The organism is Salipiger sp. HF18, from assembly GCF_011806505.1.
Lineage (GTDB): Bacteria > Pseudomonadota > Alphaproteobacteria > Rhodobacterales > Rhodobacteraceae > Salipiger > Salipiger thiooxidans.
Genome location: NZ_JAATOS010000005.1, coordinates 1 through 15,830, shown reverse-complemented (window position 1 = coordinate 15,830; position 15,830 = coordinate 1). Strand labels below are relative to the sequence as shown.

17 protein-coding genes are annotated in these 15,830 nt (G+C 68.4%); 11 read left to right on the top strand and 6 right to left on the bottom strand.

The window, feature by feature from the left end; all coding sequences use genetic code 11:
* The first annotated feature begins 3 nt into the window (after positions 1 to 3).
* Positions 4 to 516 carry a hypothetical protein gene (locus HC022_RS01595; protein WP_167451085.1) on the top strand — a complete coding sequence of 171 codons (513 nt, stop codon included), beginning with the start codon at positions 4 to 6 and terminating at the stop codon, positions 514 to 516.
* 51 nt (positions 517 to 567) lie between these two features.
* Here the strand turns inward: HC022_RS01595 and HC022_RS01590 are convergent, their stop codons facing one another.
* The 3 genes from HC022_RS01590 to ahcY form a co-directional block, all read right to left on the bottom strand.
* Positions 568 to 1,917 carry an esterase-like activity of phytase family protein gene (locus HC022_RS01590; RefSeq protein ID WP_167451084.1) on the bottom strand — a complete coding sequence of 450 codons (1,350 nt, stop codon included), beginning with the start codon at positions 1,915 to 1,917 and terminating at the stop codon, positions 568 to 570.
* A 158-nt stretch (positions 1,918 to 2,075) separates the two neighbouring features.
* Positions 2,076 to 3,044: a ketopantoate reductase family protein gene (locus HC022_RS01585; protein WP_167451083.1), complete on the bottom strand. Its 969-nt coding sequence runs from the start codon at positions 3,042 to 3,044 to the stop codon at positions 2,076 to 2,078.
* Positions 3,045 to 3,182: 138 nt separating this feature from the next.
* Complete coding sequence (gene ahcY / locus HC022_RS01580; protein ID WP_089956210.1) at positions 3,183 to 4,571, bottom strand: adenosylhomocysteinase; 1,389 nt, start codon at positions 4,569 to 4,571, stop codon at positions 3,183 to 3,185.
* Between the two features lie 257 nt (positions 4,572 to 4,828).
* Between ahcY and HC022_RS01575 the strand changes: the two genes are divergently transcribed.
* From HC022_RS01575 to HC022_RS01560, 4 genes are read left to right on the top strand one after another with little or no spacing between them, the layout of a single operon-like run.
* Positions 4,829 to 5,191: an FkbM family methyltransferase gene (locus tag HC022_RS01575; protein WP_167451082.1), complete on the top strand. Its 363-nt coding sequence runs from the start codon at positions 4,829 to 4,831 to the stop codon at positions 5,189 to 5,191.
* A complete protein-coding gene (locus HC022_RS01570; RefSeq protein ID WP_167451081.1) occupies positions 5,188 to 5,397 on the top strand; it encodes an FkbM family methyltransferase in 210 nt (69 codons plus the stop codon). The genes HC022_RS01575 and HC022_RS01570 overlap by 4 nt, the downstream gene beginning before the upstream one ends.
* A gap of 3 nt (positions 5,398 to 5,400) precedes the next feature.
* Entirely contained in the window at positions 5,401 to 5,997 is a 597-nt protein-coding gene (locus HC022_RS01565; protein ID WP_167451080.1) for an HD family hydrolase, read from the top strand.
* A complete protein-coding gene (locus HC022_RS01560; protein WP_008886632.1) occupies positions 5,994 to 6,476 on the top strand; it encodes a GNAT family N-acetyltransferase in 483 nt (160 codons plus the stop codon). Before HC022_RS01565 ends, HC022_RS01560 begins: the two co-directional genes overlap by 4 nt.
* A gap of 6 nt (positions 6,477 to 6,482) precedes the next feature.
* On the opposite strand, the gene HC022_RS01555 is transcribed toward HC022_RS01560, so the two are convergent.
* The 3 genes from HC022_RS01555 to HC022_RS01545 form a co-directional block, all read right to left on the bottom strand.
* On the bottom strand, positions 6,483 to 6,806 hold the full coding sequence (locus tag HC022_RS01555; protein WP_167451079.1) for a hypothetical protein: 324 nt from the start codon (positions 6,804 to 6,806) through the stop codon (positions 6,483 to 6,485).
* Between the two features lie 129 nt (positions 6,807 to 6,935).
* Complete coding sequence (locus HC022_RS01550) at positions 6,936 to 7,490, bottom strand: ActR/PrrA/RegA family redox response regulator transcription factor (RefSeq protein WP_167451078.1); 555 nt, start codon at positions 7,488 to 7,490, stop codon at positions 6,936 to 6,938.
* A gap of 79 nt (positions 7,491 to 7,569) precedes the next feature.
* On the bottom strand, positions 7,570 to 8,184 hold the full coding sequence (locus tag HC022_RS01545) for an SCO family protein (RefSeq protein ID WP_167451077.1): 615 nt from the start codon (positions 8,182 to 8,184) through the stop codon (positions 7,570 to 7,572).
* 86 nt (positions 8,185 to 8,270) lie between these two features.
* Between HC022_RS01545 and regB the strand changes: the two genes are divergently transcribed.
* The 6 genes from regB to addB all read left to right on the top strand — a co-directional run.
* Positions 8,271 to 9,659, top strand: coding sequence for a sensor histidine kinase RegB (regB, locus tag HC022_RS01540; RefSeq protein WP_175583408.1), 1,389 nt, complete (start codon positions 8,271 to 8,273; stop codon positions 9,657 to 9,659).
* 89 nt (positions 9,660 to 9,748) lie between these two features.
* Positions 9,749 to 11,272 carry a PAS-domain containing protein gene (locus tag HC022_RS01535; RefSeq protein ID WP_167451075.1) on the top strand — a complete coding sequence of 508 codons (1,524 nt, stop codon included), beginning with the start codon at positions 9,749 to 9,751 and terminating at the stop codon, positions 11,270 to 11,272.
* A 50-nt stretch (positions 11,273 to 11,322) separates the two neighbouring features.
* The gene (gene tsaE, locus HC022_RS01530; protein ID WP_167451074.1) at positions 11,323 to 11,796 is read left to right on the top strand and encodes a tRNA (adenosine(37)-N6)-threonylcarbamoyltransferase complex ATPase subunit type 1 TsaE; all 474 of its coding nucleotides are present in this window, start codon (positions 11,323 to 11,325) and stop codon (positions 11,794 to 11,796) included.
* Positions 11,793 to 12,770, top strand: coding sequence for an aminoglycoside phosphotransferase family protein (locus HC022_RS01525; RefSeq protein WP_167451073.1), 978 nt, complete (start codon positions 11,793 to 11,795; stop codon positions 12,768 to 12,770). Before tsaE ends, HC022_RS01525 begins: the two co-directional genes overlap by 4 nt.
* Complete coding sequence (locus HC022_RS01520) at positions 12,755 to 13,435, top strand: nucleotidyltransferase family protein (protein WP_167451072.1); 681 nt, start codon at positions 12,755 to 12,757, stop codon at positions 13,433 to 13,435. Before HC022_RS01525 ends, HC022_RS01520 begins: the two co-directional genes overlap by 16 nt.
* The coding region (gene addB / locus HC022_RS01515) for a double-strand break repair protein AddB (RefSeq protein ID WP_167451071.1) at positions 13,428 to 15,830 on the top strand (2,403 nt) is incomplete at its 3' end. The genes HC022_RS01520 and addB, both read left to right, overlap by 8 nt.

Here is a 15,830-nt window from a genome sequence, read left to right as displayed (position 1 = left end):
ACCATGGACTGCACGGATGCGGCCACGCAATACAGCATGGTCTTCAGCGCCTACGAGAGCTTCAACGGCTACTCGCTGACCCTCAAGGGCTGGTCGGTTACGGTGGCGCTTGCGGGGATGCTGGCGGCCTACAGCAACTCGGTGACAAGGAACGGCCGCATCGCGCTGGTGCTCGCGACGCTCAGCACCGTCCCCTTCTGGTGGATCGACGCGCTCTTCAAGTCCTGGCAGCAGGGCTACGAGCGCGTGCTCGAAAGACTCGAGGCCGGCTGCGAGGCCATCGTGCCGGTGATGGGGCTCTGGAACGAGATGCACGTCTCGAACTGGGACGGGCTGATGGCGGGGATGCAGGCGTGGTTCGGCCAGCCCGAGGGCGCGGGACCGTTCCTGATGCTGCTCTATCCCGGCGTCTTCCTGCCCCACGCGCTGATCCTTGTGGCGGGGCTGATCCTCGCCATCGGCTTCCCGCCCCGCACCGAGGCCGAGGCGCCGCCCAGGCGCAAGCCCCTGCGATGACGGGCCGGAAAGGGTCCGGGGACAGGCGCCTGCCCGCCCCCGGCCGTTGGGTCATTCCGCCGACAGGAGTTCCGGCACCGACAGCAGGATGAACTCGTTGTTCGCGGCGACGCCGATCTCGCGGCCGCCCGAGAACGGCAGGTTGTTGTCGTTGGCGACGAGGATGTGGGTCTCGTCGACGCGGGCCACGTCCTCGATGGTGAAGAACGGGAAGGTGAACGGGCCTTCCGCGGGCTTCATGCCGTCAAGCGCGATGCCGTCGGGATCGGCGATGTCGAGCAGGTCGATGTGGCCGATGCGGCGCACGAAACCGTCCTCGTCGACGTCGGACATGTCGACGAGCACGATGTTCTTCACCATGGCCGGGTGCGGGTAGCAGGCCGAGAGATCGGTCGCGCCCTCGGCACAGCCCTGCGCCGCGTCGCCCTCGCCGTTGTCACGCTCGATCACCAGCGCGCGGGTCTCGTCGATGAAGTTGAAGTCGCCGATGGCGGTCGCGCCCTCGGCCAGCTGGAACTTCACGCTCTCGCCGGTCCAGGCGCCCGCCTTCGGGTCGAACTGGATGACACGCAGGAACGGACCCTCGGTCTCGCCGCCGTCGAGCAGGATCGGCTTCTCGAGCATCGCCCAGAGCATATCGGTGCCCGGCTGCAGCGCCATGCCCTCGTAGCCGCCCGAACGCTGCACCTGAAAATCGGTGCCGGCGGCGGCGGGAACGAAGACGCTGTAAGTGTCCGGCCCGGTCAGGGTCTTGCCGTCGAGCTCGGTGGCGTAGACCTCCTTGACCACGCCGTCGAGCGTGGCGCGGATGATGTAGGGGCCGAATTCCTCGCCGATGAAGATCTCGTCGCCCAGCACCTGGATCGACTCGGGGTCGAAATCGGCGCCGGTCAGGTAGCGGCTCTCGGTGCCTTCATAGGCGATGCGGAACGGCACCTTGTGGTCGGGGTCCGACAGGAAGATCGTGTCGCGGCGCTCCACCGTGTTGGTCTCGAAATCCGGCGCCATCTTGTGGAAGAACAGCATCGCGTCGGGCGAGTTGCGCTTGTTGCCGAAACCGTTGTCGGTGAGCGTGTACCAGCTGCCGTCCTCGGCCCGGGTCATCGCGAAGCCCGACATGCCCTGCACCGGCTGGCCGATGAACGGAACCGCGATCCCGGTGGCGTGGCCGCCGTAGCTCTTGCCGACGTCGCCCATCACGCTCATCGCCTGCTCGTTGCGGGCGGCACCGGTGAACTTGCCCGAGATCCAGGCATCGCGCGGCGCGTCGGCCGGCGGCTCGACCAGCGACAGCGCCGGCAGGAAGGCGTGGCCGGCGAGGGTGGCGGGAAAGCTCTCTTCGGCGAGGGCGGGCGCGGCGAGAACCGCGGCAACGGCGAAGACGGAAAGCGAAAGACGCATGAGGATCATCCATGATTGAAAGAGGATGACCGCTGCTACCGCTTCCCGGTGACGGGATGATTGCCGAACGGTGTCACTTTCGTAACGACCGTCAGGCCTTCATCTTGCCCGATAAACTCCCGCCGGAGGCTCCTGCCCGTCCCGCCGGGAGCCCCCTCTCAGGAGGCGTACAGGCGCTCGAGCTCGTCCTCGGAAATGCTGCCGGCCCCCTGCCCGCTCGCCACCCGCTCGGCGGCGAGCGCGGTCAGCGTCGCGTTCAGCGGCACCGGCACGCCATGCAGGCGGCCCAGCAGCGCGATCTCGCCGTTGAGGTAGTCGGTCTCGACGCTGCCCGCCCCCCGCGCGAGGCTCTGCCGGGTCGAACTGCCCGGGCGCGGCGTGCCCTCGATCTCGACGATCTGCATCACGTCCTTGCGCTGCGGGTTGTCGAGGCCCACGTCCTCCCAGCCGATGCCCGCGGCCTCGAACACCGCGGTCGCCTCGGCCTTGAGCCGGTCGGTGAAGCGCGGCCGGTCGACCCCGAGCGGCAGCAGCGCGTCGACGATGTTGCCGAGGTTCATCAGCAGCTTGCCGTATTTCGTGCGCATCACCTCGGCCGAGGTGAAGGCCGCGATGTTGGCGCGCTCCAGCGCCTGCTTCAGCGCCTCGTCGGCGGCATCGGTGCCGCCGGGGTAGCGGCCGAGCGCAAACAGCCCGTAGCAGGGCGCGCCGTGGGTGATGACCTCGCCCGGCTCGAGATAGGTCGCGGGCATCATCACCGTGACGCCGTGCACGTTGGGGAAATAGCGCAGCGCCACCCGCTCGTTGGCGACTCCGTTCTGGCAGCAGAACAGCGGCTGGTCGGTCATCCCTGCCGCCCGCAGGTCCTCGAGCGCCGCCGCCGTGTCCTGCCCCTTCACGCAGAGCAGCACCACGTCGTCGGGCCGGAAGGTGATCTCCGAGGGGTGGGCGACACAGGGGAACGGCAGCTCGACGGTGCCGCGGTGGCTGATCATGCGGATCCCGTCCGCCTGCAGCGCCGCCAGCATCCGCCCGCGGGCGATTCCCAGACCCTCGGTCCCGGCCTCGATCAGCGCCGCGCCCACGACACCGCCGATGGCGCCCACACCGTGAATGATGACTCTCATGGTCTTCCCTTTCGAATCCGTTGCGGGCACCGCACCGCCCTTCGCGCCGCGGCGCAACCCCCGGACGGCAAAACGCCCCGGCGACGGGCCGGGGCGCTGCAGAAATGCCAGTGCTGCGGGCAGGCCCGCGGAGACGGCTCAGTAGCGGTAGTGCTCGGGCTTGAAGGGGCCTTCCGGCGCCACGCCGATATAGGCGGCCTGCTCGGGGGTGAGCGTGGTCAGCTTCACGCCGATCCGGCCAAGGTGCAGGCGCGCGACCTTCTCGTCGAGGTGCTTGGGCAGGATGTAGACCTTGTTGTCGTAGCCTTCGCCGTTCTTCCACAGCTCGATCTGGGCGAGCGTCTGGTTGGTGAAGGAGGCCGACATCACGAAGGACGGGTGGCCGGTGGCGTTGCCGAGGTTCAGCAGACGACCTTCGGACAGCAGGATGATGCGCGAGCCCGAGGGCATCTCGATCATGTCTACCTGGTCCTTGATGTTGGTCCACTTGTGGTTCTTCAGCTGCGCAACCTGGATCTCGTTGTCGAAGTGGCCGATGTTGCCGACGATGGCCATGTCCTTCATCTCGCGCATGTGCTCGATGCGGATCACGTCCTTGTTGCCGGTTGTGGTGACGAAGATGTCGGCGCTGCCGACAACGTCCTCGAGCAGTACGACCTCGAACCCGTCCATGGCGGCCTGAAGTGCGCAGATCGGGTCGGCTTCGGTCACCTTCACGCGGGCGCCGGCGCCGGCGAGCGAGGCTGCCGAGCCCTTGCCCACGTCACCGTAGCCGCAGACCACGGCGACCTTGCCGGCCATCATCGTGTCGGTGGCGCGGCGGATGCCGTCCACGAGCGATTCCTTGCAGCCGTACTTGTTGTCGAACTTCGACTTGGTCACCGAGTCGTTGACGTTGATCGCCGGGAACGGCAGCTGGCCGTTCTTCTGCAGCTCGTAGAGACGGTGCACGCCAGTGGTGGTCTCTTCCGAGACGCCCTTGATCTGGTCGCGAACCTTGGTGAACCAGCCGGGGCTCGCCTCCATGCGCTTCTTGATCTGCGCCTTGATGACGGCCTCTTCCTCGGACTGCGGCACCGGGATGATGTCCTCGCCCGCCTCGGCGCGAGCGCCGAGCAGGACGTAGAGCGTCGCATCGCCGCCGTCATCGAGGATCATGTTCGGGCCTTCCTCGAACATGAAGGACTTGTCGAGGTAGTCCCAGTGCTCTTCCAGCGTCTGCCCCTTCACGGCGAAGACCGGCGTGCCGCTGGCGGCAATTGCCGCGGCCGCGTGGTCCTGCGTCGAGAAGATGTTGCACGACGCCCAGCGCACGTCGGCGCCCAGCGCGACCAGCGTCTCGATGAGAACGGCGGTCTGGATGGTCATGTGCAGCGATCCGACGATGCGCGCGCCTTTCAGCGGTTGCTCTTCGCCGAATTCGGCACGGCAGGCCATGAGGCCCGGCATTTCAGTTTCTGCAATATCAAGTTCTTTGCGGCCAAAATCGGCCAGGGAAATATCTTTAACGATGTAGTCTTGAGCCATAACAGGCGCTCCATTCACCTTTTGCAAGATGACCTTGGCCTAGCATTCCTTGATTATGCAGGCAACGCAGATAAGGCTCCTCGGCAAACAGAACCATAATGCCGGGCGCAGACGGGGCCAGAGCGGTGAAAAATACGGACGAAAGCCATCCCGCGAACGAATTCGGGCGATATTGCGTTCCCCCGGGACCCGAGACGCATCCGGCCGCCCTTTCCGTGATCCCGGGCCGGGTTCGTGAACCTGAAACCCTGCGTTTCATGCGTGCCCGCGCCGGAGACGGCGATATCATCCACGCCGGCGCTTTCCTCGGAGATTTCCTTCCCGCGCTGTCCTTTGCCACGGCCCAAAGGCGCAGGGTCCGGGTCTTCGAGCCCAATCCGGGCAGTTTCGATGCCGCCCGCAGAACCGTCGCGCTGAACGGGCGCGGCAACGTCACCCTGACCAATGCCGCGCTCTCGAACCGCGAGGGCCCGCTGCTCTTCCGCACCCGCGATGGCGAAGGCCACAGCCCCGGCGGGCTCTCGCGGGTGACCGAGGAGCCGGGCGAGGTTCAGGCGGTCATGCCCGACGTCGTGACACCGCCGTCCCGATGGGTGACGATCCTGCGGCTCAACGGGTGACGATCCTGCGGTTCGATGTCGAGGGTCACGAGAAGCCTGCGCTGCGAGGCGCCTATCTTCGCATCCACCGCTGGAAACCCATCCTGATTCTCGGGTATCTCGGGCAGCAACAGTGGATCCGGCGCAGTTTTCGCGGCCTCGGCTACCGGCATGTCGGGAAGCTGCACGGAATTCACGTCTACGCCTGCGAAGATCTGGAACTCTAACACATGTCCAAGCAGCCCCGCGCCTGGCAACGGATGCTCTCGGGCCGCCGTCTCGATCTGCTCGATCCCACCCCGGTGGACATCGAGATCGAGGACATCGCCCACGGCCTTGCCTTCGTCGCCCGCTGGAACGGCCAGACAGAGGGCGACTTCCCCTACTCCGTCGCCGAACATTCGCTTCTGGTCGAGGCGCTGTTCTCGCGCATGTATCCCACCGCCAACGCCGCCGCGAAGCTGACCGCGCTGCTGCATGACGCGCCGGAATACGTCATCGGCGACATGATCTCGCCGGTGAAGGCCGCGGTGGGGCCCGAGTACAAGGAGCTCGACAAGCGGCTCGAGGCGGCGATCCACATCCGCTTCGGCCTGCCCGCGCAGACCACCTCGGCGCTGAAGAAGCGGATCAAGAAGGCCGACATGGTGTCGGCCTTCATGGAGGCCACCCAGATCGCCGGCTTCACCGAGGCCGAGGCCAAGCGATTCTTCGGACGCCCCGCCGACGAGCTGATCGCGGGGCTCGACATCCCCCTGCGCCCGCCGGTCGAGGTGCGCCGCGCCTTCACCGCACGTCACGCCGAACTGCTGGAGGCCCTGCCATGATCACCGTGCGTCGCGCCGGTCCGTTGGACGCCCGCCCGATGGCGGAGCTTCTGAACGAGGTCATCGCCATCGGCGGCACCACTGCCATCACCGAGCCGGTGACCCGCGAGGACCTGCTGAACTGGATGGAGGCGGACCCGCGCTCGATCTGGCACGTGGCCGAGGACGCCACCGGGCAGATCATGGGCTTCCAGTGGGTCGACCCGCATCTCAAGCTGGGCGAGACGGTCGCGCAGATCGCCAGCTTCGCCCGCGTCGGCAAGACCGGACTGGGCATCGGCTCGAAGCTCTTCGATGCCACGAAGCGCGCCGCCCGCACCGCAGGCTACGCCTGGATCAACGCCGAGATCCGCGCCGACAACGAGGGCGGGCTGATCTACTACCAGAGCCGCGGCTTCGAGGATTACGGCCGCATCGAGGGCTACGTCATGGCCAATGGCCAGGTCGTCGACAAGGTGCTGAAGCGCTACGATCTCTGACCCGGCTCAGAACCCGGTCCTCGTTCCGACCTCGGGCTGCTCCGGCAGGTCGAGCATCAGCGCCCCACCCGAGGCCAGCACGCAGCTTTGCCCGGCGGCGCTGGTCAGCAGCACCGTGAAGGTGCCGGTCTCTTCCGAGCCCCAGAGCTCCATCAGCGTGGCGGGGGATTGCAGGCCGATCGCGATGCGCCGCTCGGCGAAGCGTTTCTCGAGCTGGGTGACGACGCTGTCGCGCGGGGCGCAGAAACGGACCTGCTGCGCCTCTGCCACGGGCGGCGCCAGCGCTGCGGTGCCAAGGATCAGCGATGCGGTGAACAGACGTTTGAACATGATCCTTCCTTTCCGCCGGAAAGATCATCCTCGACCGGATGCGCGACGATGCGCTTTCCGGCACCGTTGCGTGTCTTCTATATGTGGGGTTTGCAGCCCTTGGTTACAACAAGGGCTGCGCCGGGCGCCTCAGCGCGGCGAGCGTTTCGCGAGGATCCGCTGCAGCGTCCGCCGGTGCATGTTGAGCCGTCGCGCGGTCTCGGAGACGTTGCGGTCGCACAGCTCGTAGACCCGCTGGATGTGCTCCCAGCGCACCCGGTCGGCGCTCATCGGGTTCTCGGGCGGGGGCGGCAGGTCATCGCCGCGCGCCAGCAGCGCGTTGGTGATGTCAGTGGCATCCGCCGGTTTCGAGAGATAGTCGGTCGCGCCGATCTTCACCGCCGCCACGGCGGTGGCGATGGCGCCGTAGCCGGTGAGCACCACGATGCGCGAGTCCGGCCGCCGCTCGCGCAGCACCTCGACCACGTCGAGCCCGTTGCCATCCTCGAGCCGCAGGTCCACCACCGCGTAGGCCGGGGGCCGCGCCGTGGCGATGGCCTTGCCGCCCGCGACGGACTCCGCGGTCTCGACCTCGAAGCCGCGCTTCTCCATCGCCTTGGCAAGCCGCCGCAGGAAGGGTTCGTCGTCGTCGACAAGAAGCAGCGAGCGGTCGTGGCCAAGGTCTTCGATGATCTGTTCCGACACGAGAATTTTCCCAGTCCTGTTCGCCCTGTGGATTTTTCTAATATCCCGCAAGGCGATGGGGGTCAAATCCTCGCCGAGTTCACATCTTGTCGATGAAGCAGGCAGATTTCTCCGCCATGTCCTCGGGTGTCACGTCGCGCCGGAAGAATTCGACGAAGCCCTGCTCGGGCAGTACGAGATAGGTGAAGGTCGAGTGATCCACGAGGTAGAACTCGTCCTCGGACTCCTGCTTCTTGTAATACGTGCGGTACGCCTGGCTTGCCGCCTGCACCTGCTCGGGCGAGCCGGTGAGGCCGATCATCTTCTCGTGCATGTTGTAGGCGAAGTCGCCGACCACCTCGGGCGTGTCGCGCTCGGGGTCGATGGAGATGAACACCGGCGTCACCGAGATGCCGCGCTCGGCCAGAAGGTCAACCGCCTCGGCGTTGCGCGAGACGTCGAACGGGCAGACGTCGGGACAGAAGGTGTAGCCGAAGTAGACCAGCGACGGCTCGGTAAACACATCCGCATCGGTGACCGTCTCGCCCTGCGCGTTCACCAGTTCGAACGGGCCGCCGATTGCACCGGCGCCGCCTGCGACGGCGCTGCTGCGGCAATCGGCGAAGACATCGCCCCCGGGCCGCGTCCAATACCACACGCCCCCCATCATCAGGACAAGAAAGAGTGCGGCGGCGGCAGCGGCGATCCAGCGCATGAGACTGGCCTCCCGAGTTGATTGCGAAATCTGTATCGCAGACCTAACAATCGGGGCCGCAGGATCAAGTGACGAAAGCGCGCAGTATGAGCCAGACCGACCTAGGATTGCTCGACGAGGGCCAGCGCAGCAACTTCATCCGGCTCAGGACGATGATCCTTCTGCGCTGGGTCGCCATCGGCGGGCAGCTCATCGCGATCACCGTCGCGCAGCAGCTCTACGATCTGCGGCTCGAGCTCGGGCTGTGCTACCTCGTGGTCGGCGTCTCGGTGATCGGCAACCTCGTGGCGATGTTCGTCTTCCCCGAGAACAAGCGCCTGTCCGAGACCGAGAACTTCCTGATGGTGATGTTCGACATTCTGCAGCTCTGCGCGCTGCTGTTCCTCACCGGGGGGCTCAACAACCCGTTCTCGATCCTCGTGCTGGGGCCGGTGACGACCTCGGCGGCGGTGCTGTCGCTGCGCCCGACCATCGTGCTCAACGCCACCGCCTTCGCGCTGATCTCGCTGATGGCCTTCGTGCATTTTCCGCTGCGCACCTACGACGGCACCACGCTCGAGCTGCCGCAGGTCTTCATCTTCGGGCAATGGGTCGCGATCACCATCGCACTGGTCTTCATCTCGGTCTACGCCCGCCGCATCACGCGCGAGATGAACGCCATGTCCGACGCGCTGACCGCCACCCAGATGGCGCTGTCGCGGGCGCAGAAGCTCAACGACCTCGGCGGTGTCGTGGCCGCGGCCGCGCATGAGCTCGGCACGCCGCTTGCCACGATCAAGCTGACCTCGGCCGAGCTCATCGACGACCTCGAGGACCACCCCGACCTGCAGGAGGACGCGCGACTGATCCGCGATCAGGCCGACCGCTGCCGCGACATCCTGCGCAGCATGGGCCGGGCCGGGAAGGACGACCTGCACCTGCGGCAGGCGCCGCTCACCGAGGTCATCCGCGAGGCCGCCGAGCCGCACGAGAACCGCGGCAAGGAGATCTCGCTCGACACGCCCGGGCTCGACCCCGTCGAGCAGCCGCAGATCCTGCGCCGGCCCGAGGTCATCCACGGGCTGCGCAACCTCGTGCAGAACGCCGTGGACTTCGCCCGCTGCCAGGTCTGGGTCGAAGCGCTCTGGGACGAGGCCACGGTCACTGTCCGCATTCTCGACGACGGCGACGGCTACCCGCCGCACCTGATCGGCAGGCTCGGCGACCCACTGATGCGCCGCCGCCGCAGCGAGGCCGACCGCCTGACCCGGCCCGAGTACGAGGGCATGGGACTGGGGCTCTTCATCGCCAAGACCCTGCTCGAGCGCTCCGGCGCCGAGCTGAGCTTCGCCAACGGCGCGGATCTCAACGAGCCCACGCGACAGGGCGCCCCGCGCGGTGCCATCGTCGAGGTTGTCTGGCCGCGCCAGAGCATCGTGCCGCCACGCCCCGAGCCCGGCGCCCCGCTTGGGGAAAACCAGCGCTTCGAGGCCTGATCGCTCCACCTGTCAGCGAGTATTTACAACTAATTAACCTTCTTTCCCTAGTCACGGACTGGGGACAATGAATTCGGACACTTGCCTTGATGGATCTGGCTCATGCACTCGCGGCCGGCCTCGGTGCGGGTGGGGCCGCGCTTGTGGGCGGCTACCTTCTGCAACGGACGCGCCGCACCGAGACGGGGGCGGTCGTGGCCGCCCGGTCGGACGGGGACCCGGTCGAGATGCTCGTCACCGACGGCGTCCTGACCGAGGCGACACCGCAGGCCCGACGCCTTCTGGACTGCCGGCGCGACGAACGGTTGGGCTGGCGCGACATTCGCGCCGCGCTCGAGCCCAGCTTCGGCCCGCTGCCTGACGCGCCACCGCGCAGCCCGGTGATCCTGCAGGCCCATGACGACCCGCAGACGCTGCTGCGGCTCACCCCCGAGGACGCCGAGCTTCGCATGACGATCACCACGCCGCCCACCGGCAGCGGCGACCTGCTTCGCTACCGCACCGACCAGCGCGAACTGGCGCAGCTGCGCCGGGTGGTGACCCGCGCACCGATGCCGATCTGGCAGACCGACGCCGACCGCCGCGTGGTCTGGAGCAACGCGGGATTTGCCGATCTCTGCGCGCAGGCCGGGCTGCCCGACCACTCGGTGCCGCCTTTCGCGATCCTGCCCGACATCGGCGAGGAATATCATGTCACCCGCAGCAGCATCGGCAGCCGGGCCGAGAACTCGCAGGCCTGGTTCGAGGTGCAGTCCTACCGCCTGCCCGACGGCTGGCTGCACTACGCGCAATCCATCGACGCGGTGATCCATGCGGAAATCGCCCAGCGCAACTTCCTGCAGACCCTGACCCGGATCTTCGCGCATCTGCCCATCGCGCTGGCGGTGTTCGATCGCGACCGACGGCTGGTGCTGTTCAACCCCGCGCTGGTCGACCTGACCGGGCTCGCGGCGGATTTCCTCAGTGCGCGGCCGAACCTGCTCAGCTTCTTCGACATGCTGCGCGAAAAGCGCATGATGCCCGAGCCCAAGGATTACGGCGGCTGGCGTGACACGCTGCGCGACGTGATCGCCGCCGCCAGCACCGACCACTACATCGAGACGTGGAACCTCGCCTCGGGGCTCACATACCGGGTCACCGGGCGGCCGCATCCGGACGGCGGCGTCGCCTTCCTGTTCGAGGACATCACCGCCGAGATCTCGCTCACCCGGCGCTTCCGGCAGGAGATCGAGGTCACGCAGGCGGTGCTCGACAGTCTCGACGACGCGGTCGCGGTGTTCTCGCAGCTCGGCGTGCTCAGTTTCTGCAACGCCGCCTACCGCGATATGTGGGGCGGCGACCCGGATGGCAGCCTCGCCGACACCGACATCGCCGACGCCTCGCGGCTCTGGCAAGCGGGCTGCGACCCGAGCCCGATCTGGCCCGACCTGCGCGATTTCGTACTGACCCTGCGCGACCGCGCCGGCTGGGACGCCGAGCTCACGCGGCAGGACGGCCAGACGCTGACGCTTCGGGCGGAGCCGCTGGTCGGGGGCTCTACCATGGTGCGCTTCTCGGGCCCCGTGGGACGGCCCGGCGCTTCCCTGGCAGAGAGCCTGCAGGCCCGCGCCTGATCCCAGCCGATCCCGCTTGCACCGCCCAAGTGGCGCGGTATCTTCGCGCCATGACCCCGCCGCGCGCCGAGCTGACGCTCCCCTCTCCCGATGCCACCTGCGCACTTGCCGCGCGGCTTGCTCCCCGGCTTGCCCCGGGCGACGTTCTGCTGCTGTCCGGCGGGATCGGCGCGGGCAAGACCCATTTCGCCCGCTGCCTGATCCAGTCGTTGCAGGAGATGCCCGAGGACGTGCCCTCGCCCACTTTCACCCTCGTGCAGGTCTATGACACCCCTGCGGGCGAGCTCTGGCACGCGGATCTCTACCGGCTCTCCGACCCCGACCAATGCGTCGAGCTCGGCCTCGCCGACGCCTTCGAAACCGCGATCTGCCTCGTCGAATGGCCCGACCGGCTGCAGGACCTGACCCCGTCCACCGCTCTGTCGCTGAGCTTCGACGCCGGCAGCGCGGACGAGTCGCGCCAGCTGTCGCTGGACTGGAGTGATCCGCGCTGGGACGGGTTGGTGGCGGAGCTTCTGGCATGACCGAGACCTTCCTGAAGAGTGCCGGCTGGGACGGCGCCGAGGCACATCCGCTAGCCGGCGACGCCTCATCCCGGCGCTACACAAGGCTGCGGCGTGGCGAAGAGCACGCCATCCTGATGCAGGACCCCGACGGTGACACCGCGCTTTTCGCCCGGCTGTCGCGGCACCTGCTGTCGCTCGGGCTGAGCGCGCCGCGCATCCTCGCCGAGGCGCCCGGCCTGCTGCTGCTCGAGGATCTTGGCGACGGGCTCATCGCCCGGCTCGCCACCGATGCCGAGAGCGAAAAGAGGCTCTATCTTGCCGCAACAGACGCGTTGGTGACCCTGCACCGCCACGCGCCGCCGCAAGGTCTGCCGCTCGCCGATCCGCCGCGGCTGGCGGCGATGACCGACCTCGCCTTCACCTGCTACGCAACCAACGCCGACCACGCCCCCGCGCCCGGCACCGCCGAGCGCTGTGCCCGCGCCTTCGAGACCGCGCTCACGAACCACGCAGCCGATACCGACGTGATGATCCTGCGCGACTATCACGCCGAGAACATCCTCTGGCTGCCCGAGCGCGAGGCGGCCGCCCGCGCCGGTCTGCTCGACTTCCAGGACGCACTTTCCGGGCACCGCGCCTATGACCTCGTATCGCTGATCGAGGACGCCCGCCGCGACGTCTCGAACGATACTGCCGAGGCCGTAATTCGACACTATCTCGGCGCAACCGGCCTACCGGAGGCGCCCTTCCGCACGGCGCTTGCCGTGCTTGGCGCCCAGCGCAACCTGCGCATCCTCGGCGTCTTCGCCCGGCTCGCCGCCACCCGTGGCAAGCCCGGCTACATCGACCTCGTTCCGCGCGTCTGGGACCATCTCCAGCACGACCTGCGCCACCCCGCTCTTGCGGAGGTCACCGCGATCCTGCACGAGGCCCTTCCCGCCCCCACGCCCGACATCCTTCAAAGGCTGAAAGACCCATGCCCGACGCCCTGATGCTTTTCGCCGCCGGTTTCGGCACCCGCATGGGGGCGCTTACCGCGGACCGGCCGAAACCGCTGATCGAGGTGGCCGGCAAGCCGCTCATCGACCACGCGCTCGACCTGACCGAAGGGCTCGGGACCATGCGCCGCGTCGCCAACGCGCATTACCGCGCCGACCAGATCGAGGCGCACCTGCTCGGGCGCGAGGTCGCCGTCTCGCGCGAAGAGCCGCGCATTCTCGACACCGGCGGCGGGTTGCGCGCCGCCCTGCCGGTGCTCGACGCCGACCCGGTCTTCACGCTCAACACCGACGCGGTCTGGTCCGGGCCCAACCCGCTGAACCTGCTGACCGACGCCTGGGACCCCGACCGCATGGATGCGCTGCTGCTCTGCGTGCCCCTGCCGCGCGCCGTCGGGCGCAAGGGCGGCGGCGATTTCTCGATCCGGGACGACGGGCAGCTCAGCCGTGGCGGCGATTTCGTCTACACCGGCGCCCAGATCCTGCGCACCGGGCGGCTCGCCGAGATCTCCGAGCCGGTGTTCTCGCTGAACCTCGTCTGGAACGCCATGAGCGCCGACGAGCGCCTGTTCGGCCTGCCCTACCCCGGGCGCTGGTGCGACGTCGGCCACCCCGAGGGCATCCGCCTCGCCGAAGAGATGCTGGCCGCCGATGTTTGATCCGTCCGAGACCCCCCGCGTTTTCGCGCTCGCCCCGGGCGTCGACTTCCCCGCGGCGCTGGTCGCAGGGCTGAAGCAGCGCATGACGGGCCTGCCGCCCGAGGCCATGGCCCGGGTCGAGCTGATCGTGAACACCACCCGCATGGCGCGGCGGATCCGGCAGATCTTCGACGCCGGTCCCGCAACGCTGATGCCCCGCATCCGCCTGCTGACCGAGATCGCCGACCCGATCGCGCTTGCCGACCTGCCGGCGCCGGTCTCGCCGCTGCGGCGCCGGCTCGAGCTCACCGGGCTGGTGTCGAAACTGCTCGACGCGCAGCCCGATCTCGCGCCGCGCACCGCGCTCTTCGACCTCGCCGACAGCCTCGCCACGCTGATGGACGAGATGCAGGACGAGGGCGTCTCGCCCGACGATATCGCACAGCTCGACGTGAGCGACGAGTCCGGCCACTGGCAGCGCGCGCTCAGCTTCTTCAACATCGTGCAGCGCTATTTCGAGACCGGCGAAGAGGCGCCCGACGTCAACGCGTTCCGCCGTCTTGCGCTGGAACAGAGACTGAAGGACTGGGAGATCTCGCCGCCGAGCCATCCGGTGATCCTTGCCGGCTCGACCGGTTCGCGCGGGGGAACCAACCGGCTGATGAACGCGGTGGCGCGATTGCCGCAGGGCGCGCTGGTGCTGCCCGGCTTCGACTTCGACACCCCGGCCAGCGTCTGGGACGGGCTCACCGACGCGCTGTCGGGCGAGGATCACCCGCAGTTCCGTTTTGCACGCCTCATGCACGGGCTCGGGCTGCGCCCGGACGATATCGCCCGCTGGAGCGGCGATGCGGCGCCCAACGACGGGCGCAACCGGCTGGTCTCGCTGGCGCTGCGCCCGGCGCCGGTCACCGATCAATGGCGCGACGAGGGGCCAAGCCTGCCCGACCTCACCGAGGCGACCTCCGAGCTCACGCTGGTCGAGGCCGCCTCGCAGCGCGACGAGGCCACCGCAATTGCCCTGCGCCTGCGGCAGGCGGCGGAGGACGGCGTCACCGCGGCGCTCATCACCCCCGACCGGATGCTCACGCGGCAGGTCACCGCCGCGCTCGACCGCTGGGGCATCCTGCCCGACGACAGCGCCGGCACGCCGCTACAGCTGACCCCGCCGGGCCGCTTCCTGCGCCACGTTTCGACCCTGTTCCAGCAGGATCTGACCGCCGAGGCGCTGCTGACCCTGCTCAAGCACCCGCTCACCCACTCCGGCCACGACCGCGGCGAGCACCTGCGTGCGACCCGCGAGCTCGAGCTGCACATCCGCAACAAGTCCTGGCCCTACCCGCAGCCCGACAAACTGCGCGCCTGGGGCGAGGCCGAGGGCTTCGGTCCCTGGGCCGACTGGGTCGCCGCGAGCTTCTGCCAGCCGCCGGTGCACGGGACGCATCCGCTCGCCGACTGGCTCGATCTGCACGTCGCCCGCGCCGAGGCGATCGCCGCCGGTCCCATGGCCGACGACTCGGAGCTGTGGAAGGAGGCCGCAGGGCGCAAGACCCGTGCCACCGTCGACGGGCTGCGGGACGAGGCGGGCTACGGCACAGATCTCGACGCGCGTGACTACGCGGACCTCTTCAACGCGGTGCTTTCGCGTGGCGAGCTGCGCGACCGCGACGCTCCGCACCCGCGCATTCTGATCTGGGGCACGCTCGAGGCGCGGGTGAACGGCGCCGACCTGCTGATCCTCGGCGGGCTCAACGAAGGCTCCTGGCCGGAACTGCCCGGCGCCGACCCGTGGCTGAACCGCCGGATGCGGCACAAGGCGGGGCTTTTGGTGCCCGAGCGGCGCATCGGCCTTGCCGCGCATGACTTCCAGCAGGCGGTCGCCGCGCCGCAGGTCTGGCTGACCCGTGCGCTGAAATCCGACGACGCCGAGACCGTGCCCTCGCGCTGGCTGAACCGGCTGATGAACCTGATGAACGGCCTGCCCGCCCGTCATGGACCCGAGGCGCTGGCGGCAATGAAGCAGCGGGGCGCGCACTGGCTGGCGCTGGCCCGCGCGCTCGAGACGCCGCGGCCCAGCCCGCCGGCCACGCGGCCCTCGCCCGCCCCCCCGGTCGAGGCCCGGCCACGCGCGCTCTCGGTCACCGAGATCAAGACGCTGCTGCGCGACCCCTTCCACATCTACGCCCGACGCGTGCTGAAACTTCAGGCGCTGAACCCGCTGCAACGCGCCCCCGACGCGCTTCTGCGCGGCACGCTGATCCACGAGGTGCTCGAGGAGTTCGTCCGGCAAAGCGTCTCTGATCCGGCCCGACTCACCGCTGAGGCGCTGCTTCGGCTGAGCGCGCAGATCGTCGGCGACCCCGAGGTTGTGCCCTATCCGACGACCCGCCATCTCTGGCAGGCGCGGCTTGCCAAG

Bases quoted from the DNA above. Each gene is read 5' to 3' on its own strand.
- HC022_RS01520 (WP_167451072.1), top strand. From the start codon at position 12,755: ATGCCCGACGCCCTGATGCTTTTCGCCGCCGGTTTCGGCACCCGCATG.
- HC022_RS01590 (WP_167451084.1), bottom strand. From the start codon at position 1,917: ATGCGTCTTTCGCTTTCCGTCTTCGCCGTTGCCGCGGTTCTCGCCGCG.
- ahcY (WP_089956210.1), bottom strand. From the start codon at position 4,571: ATGGCTCAAGACTACATCGTTAAAGATATTTCCCTGGCCGATTTTGGC.
- HC022_RS01525 (WP_167451073.1), top strand. From the start codon at position 11,793: ATGACCGAGACCTTCCTGAAGAGTGCCGGCTGGGACGGCGCCGAGGCA.
- HC022_RS01575 (WP_167451082.1), top strand. From the start codon at position 4,829: ATGCGTGCCCGCGCCGGAGACGGCGATATCATCCACGCCGGCGCTTTC.
- HC022_RS01565 (WP_167451080.1), top strand. From the start codon at position 5,401: ATGTCCAAGCAGCCCCGCGCCTGGCAACGGATGCTCTCGGGCCGCCGT.
- HC022_RS01585 (WP_167451083.1), bottom strand. From the start codon at position 3,044: ATGAGAGTCATCATTCACGGTGTGGGCGCCATCGGCGGTGTCGTGGGC.
- HC022_RS01560 (WP_008886632.1), top strand. From the start codon at position 5,994: ATGATCACCGTGCGTCGCGCCGGTCCGTTGGACGCCCGCCCGATGGCG.
- tsaE (WP_167451074.1), top strand. From the start codon at position 11,323: ATGACCCCGCCGCGCGCCGAGCTGACGCTCCCCTCTCCCGATGCCACC.
- regB (WP_175583408.1), top strand. From the start codon at position 8,271: ATGAGCCAGACCGACCTAGGATTGCTCGACGAGGGCCAGCGCAGCAAC.
- HC022_RS01555 (WP_167451079.1), bottom strand. From the start codon at position 6,806: ATGTTCAAACGTCTGTTCACCGCATCGCTGATCCTTGGCACCGCAGCG.
- HC022_RS01595 (WP_167451085.1), top strand. From the start codon at position 4: ATGGACTGCACGGATGCGGCCACGCAATACAGCATGGTCTTCAGCGCC.
- HC022_RS01535 (WP_167451075.1), top strand. From the start codon at position 9,749: ATGGATCTGGCTCATGCACTCGCGGCCGGCCTCGGTGCGGGTGGGGCC.
- HC022_RS01545 (WP_167451077.1), bottom strand. From the start codon at position 8,184: ATGCGCTGGATCGCCGCTGCCGCCGCCGCACTCTTTCTTGTCCTGATG.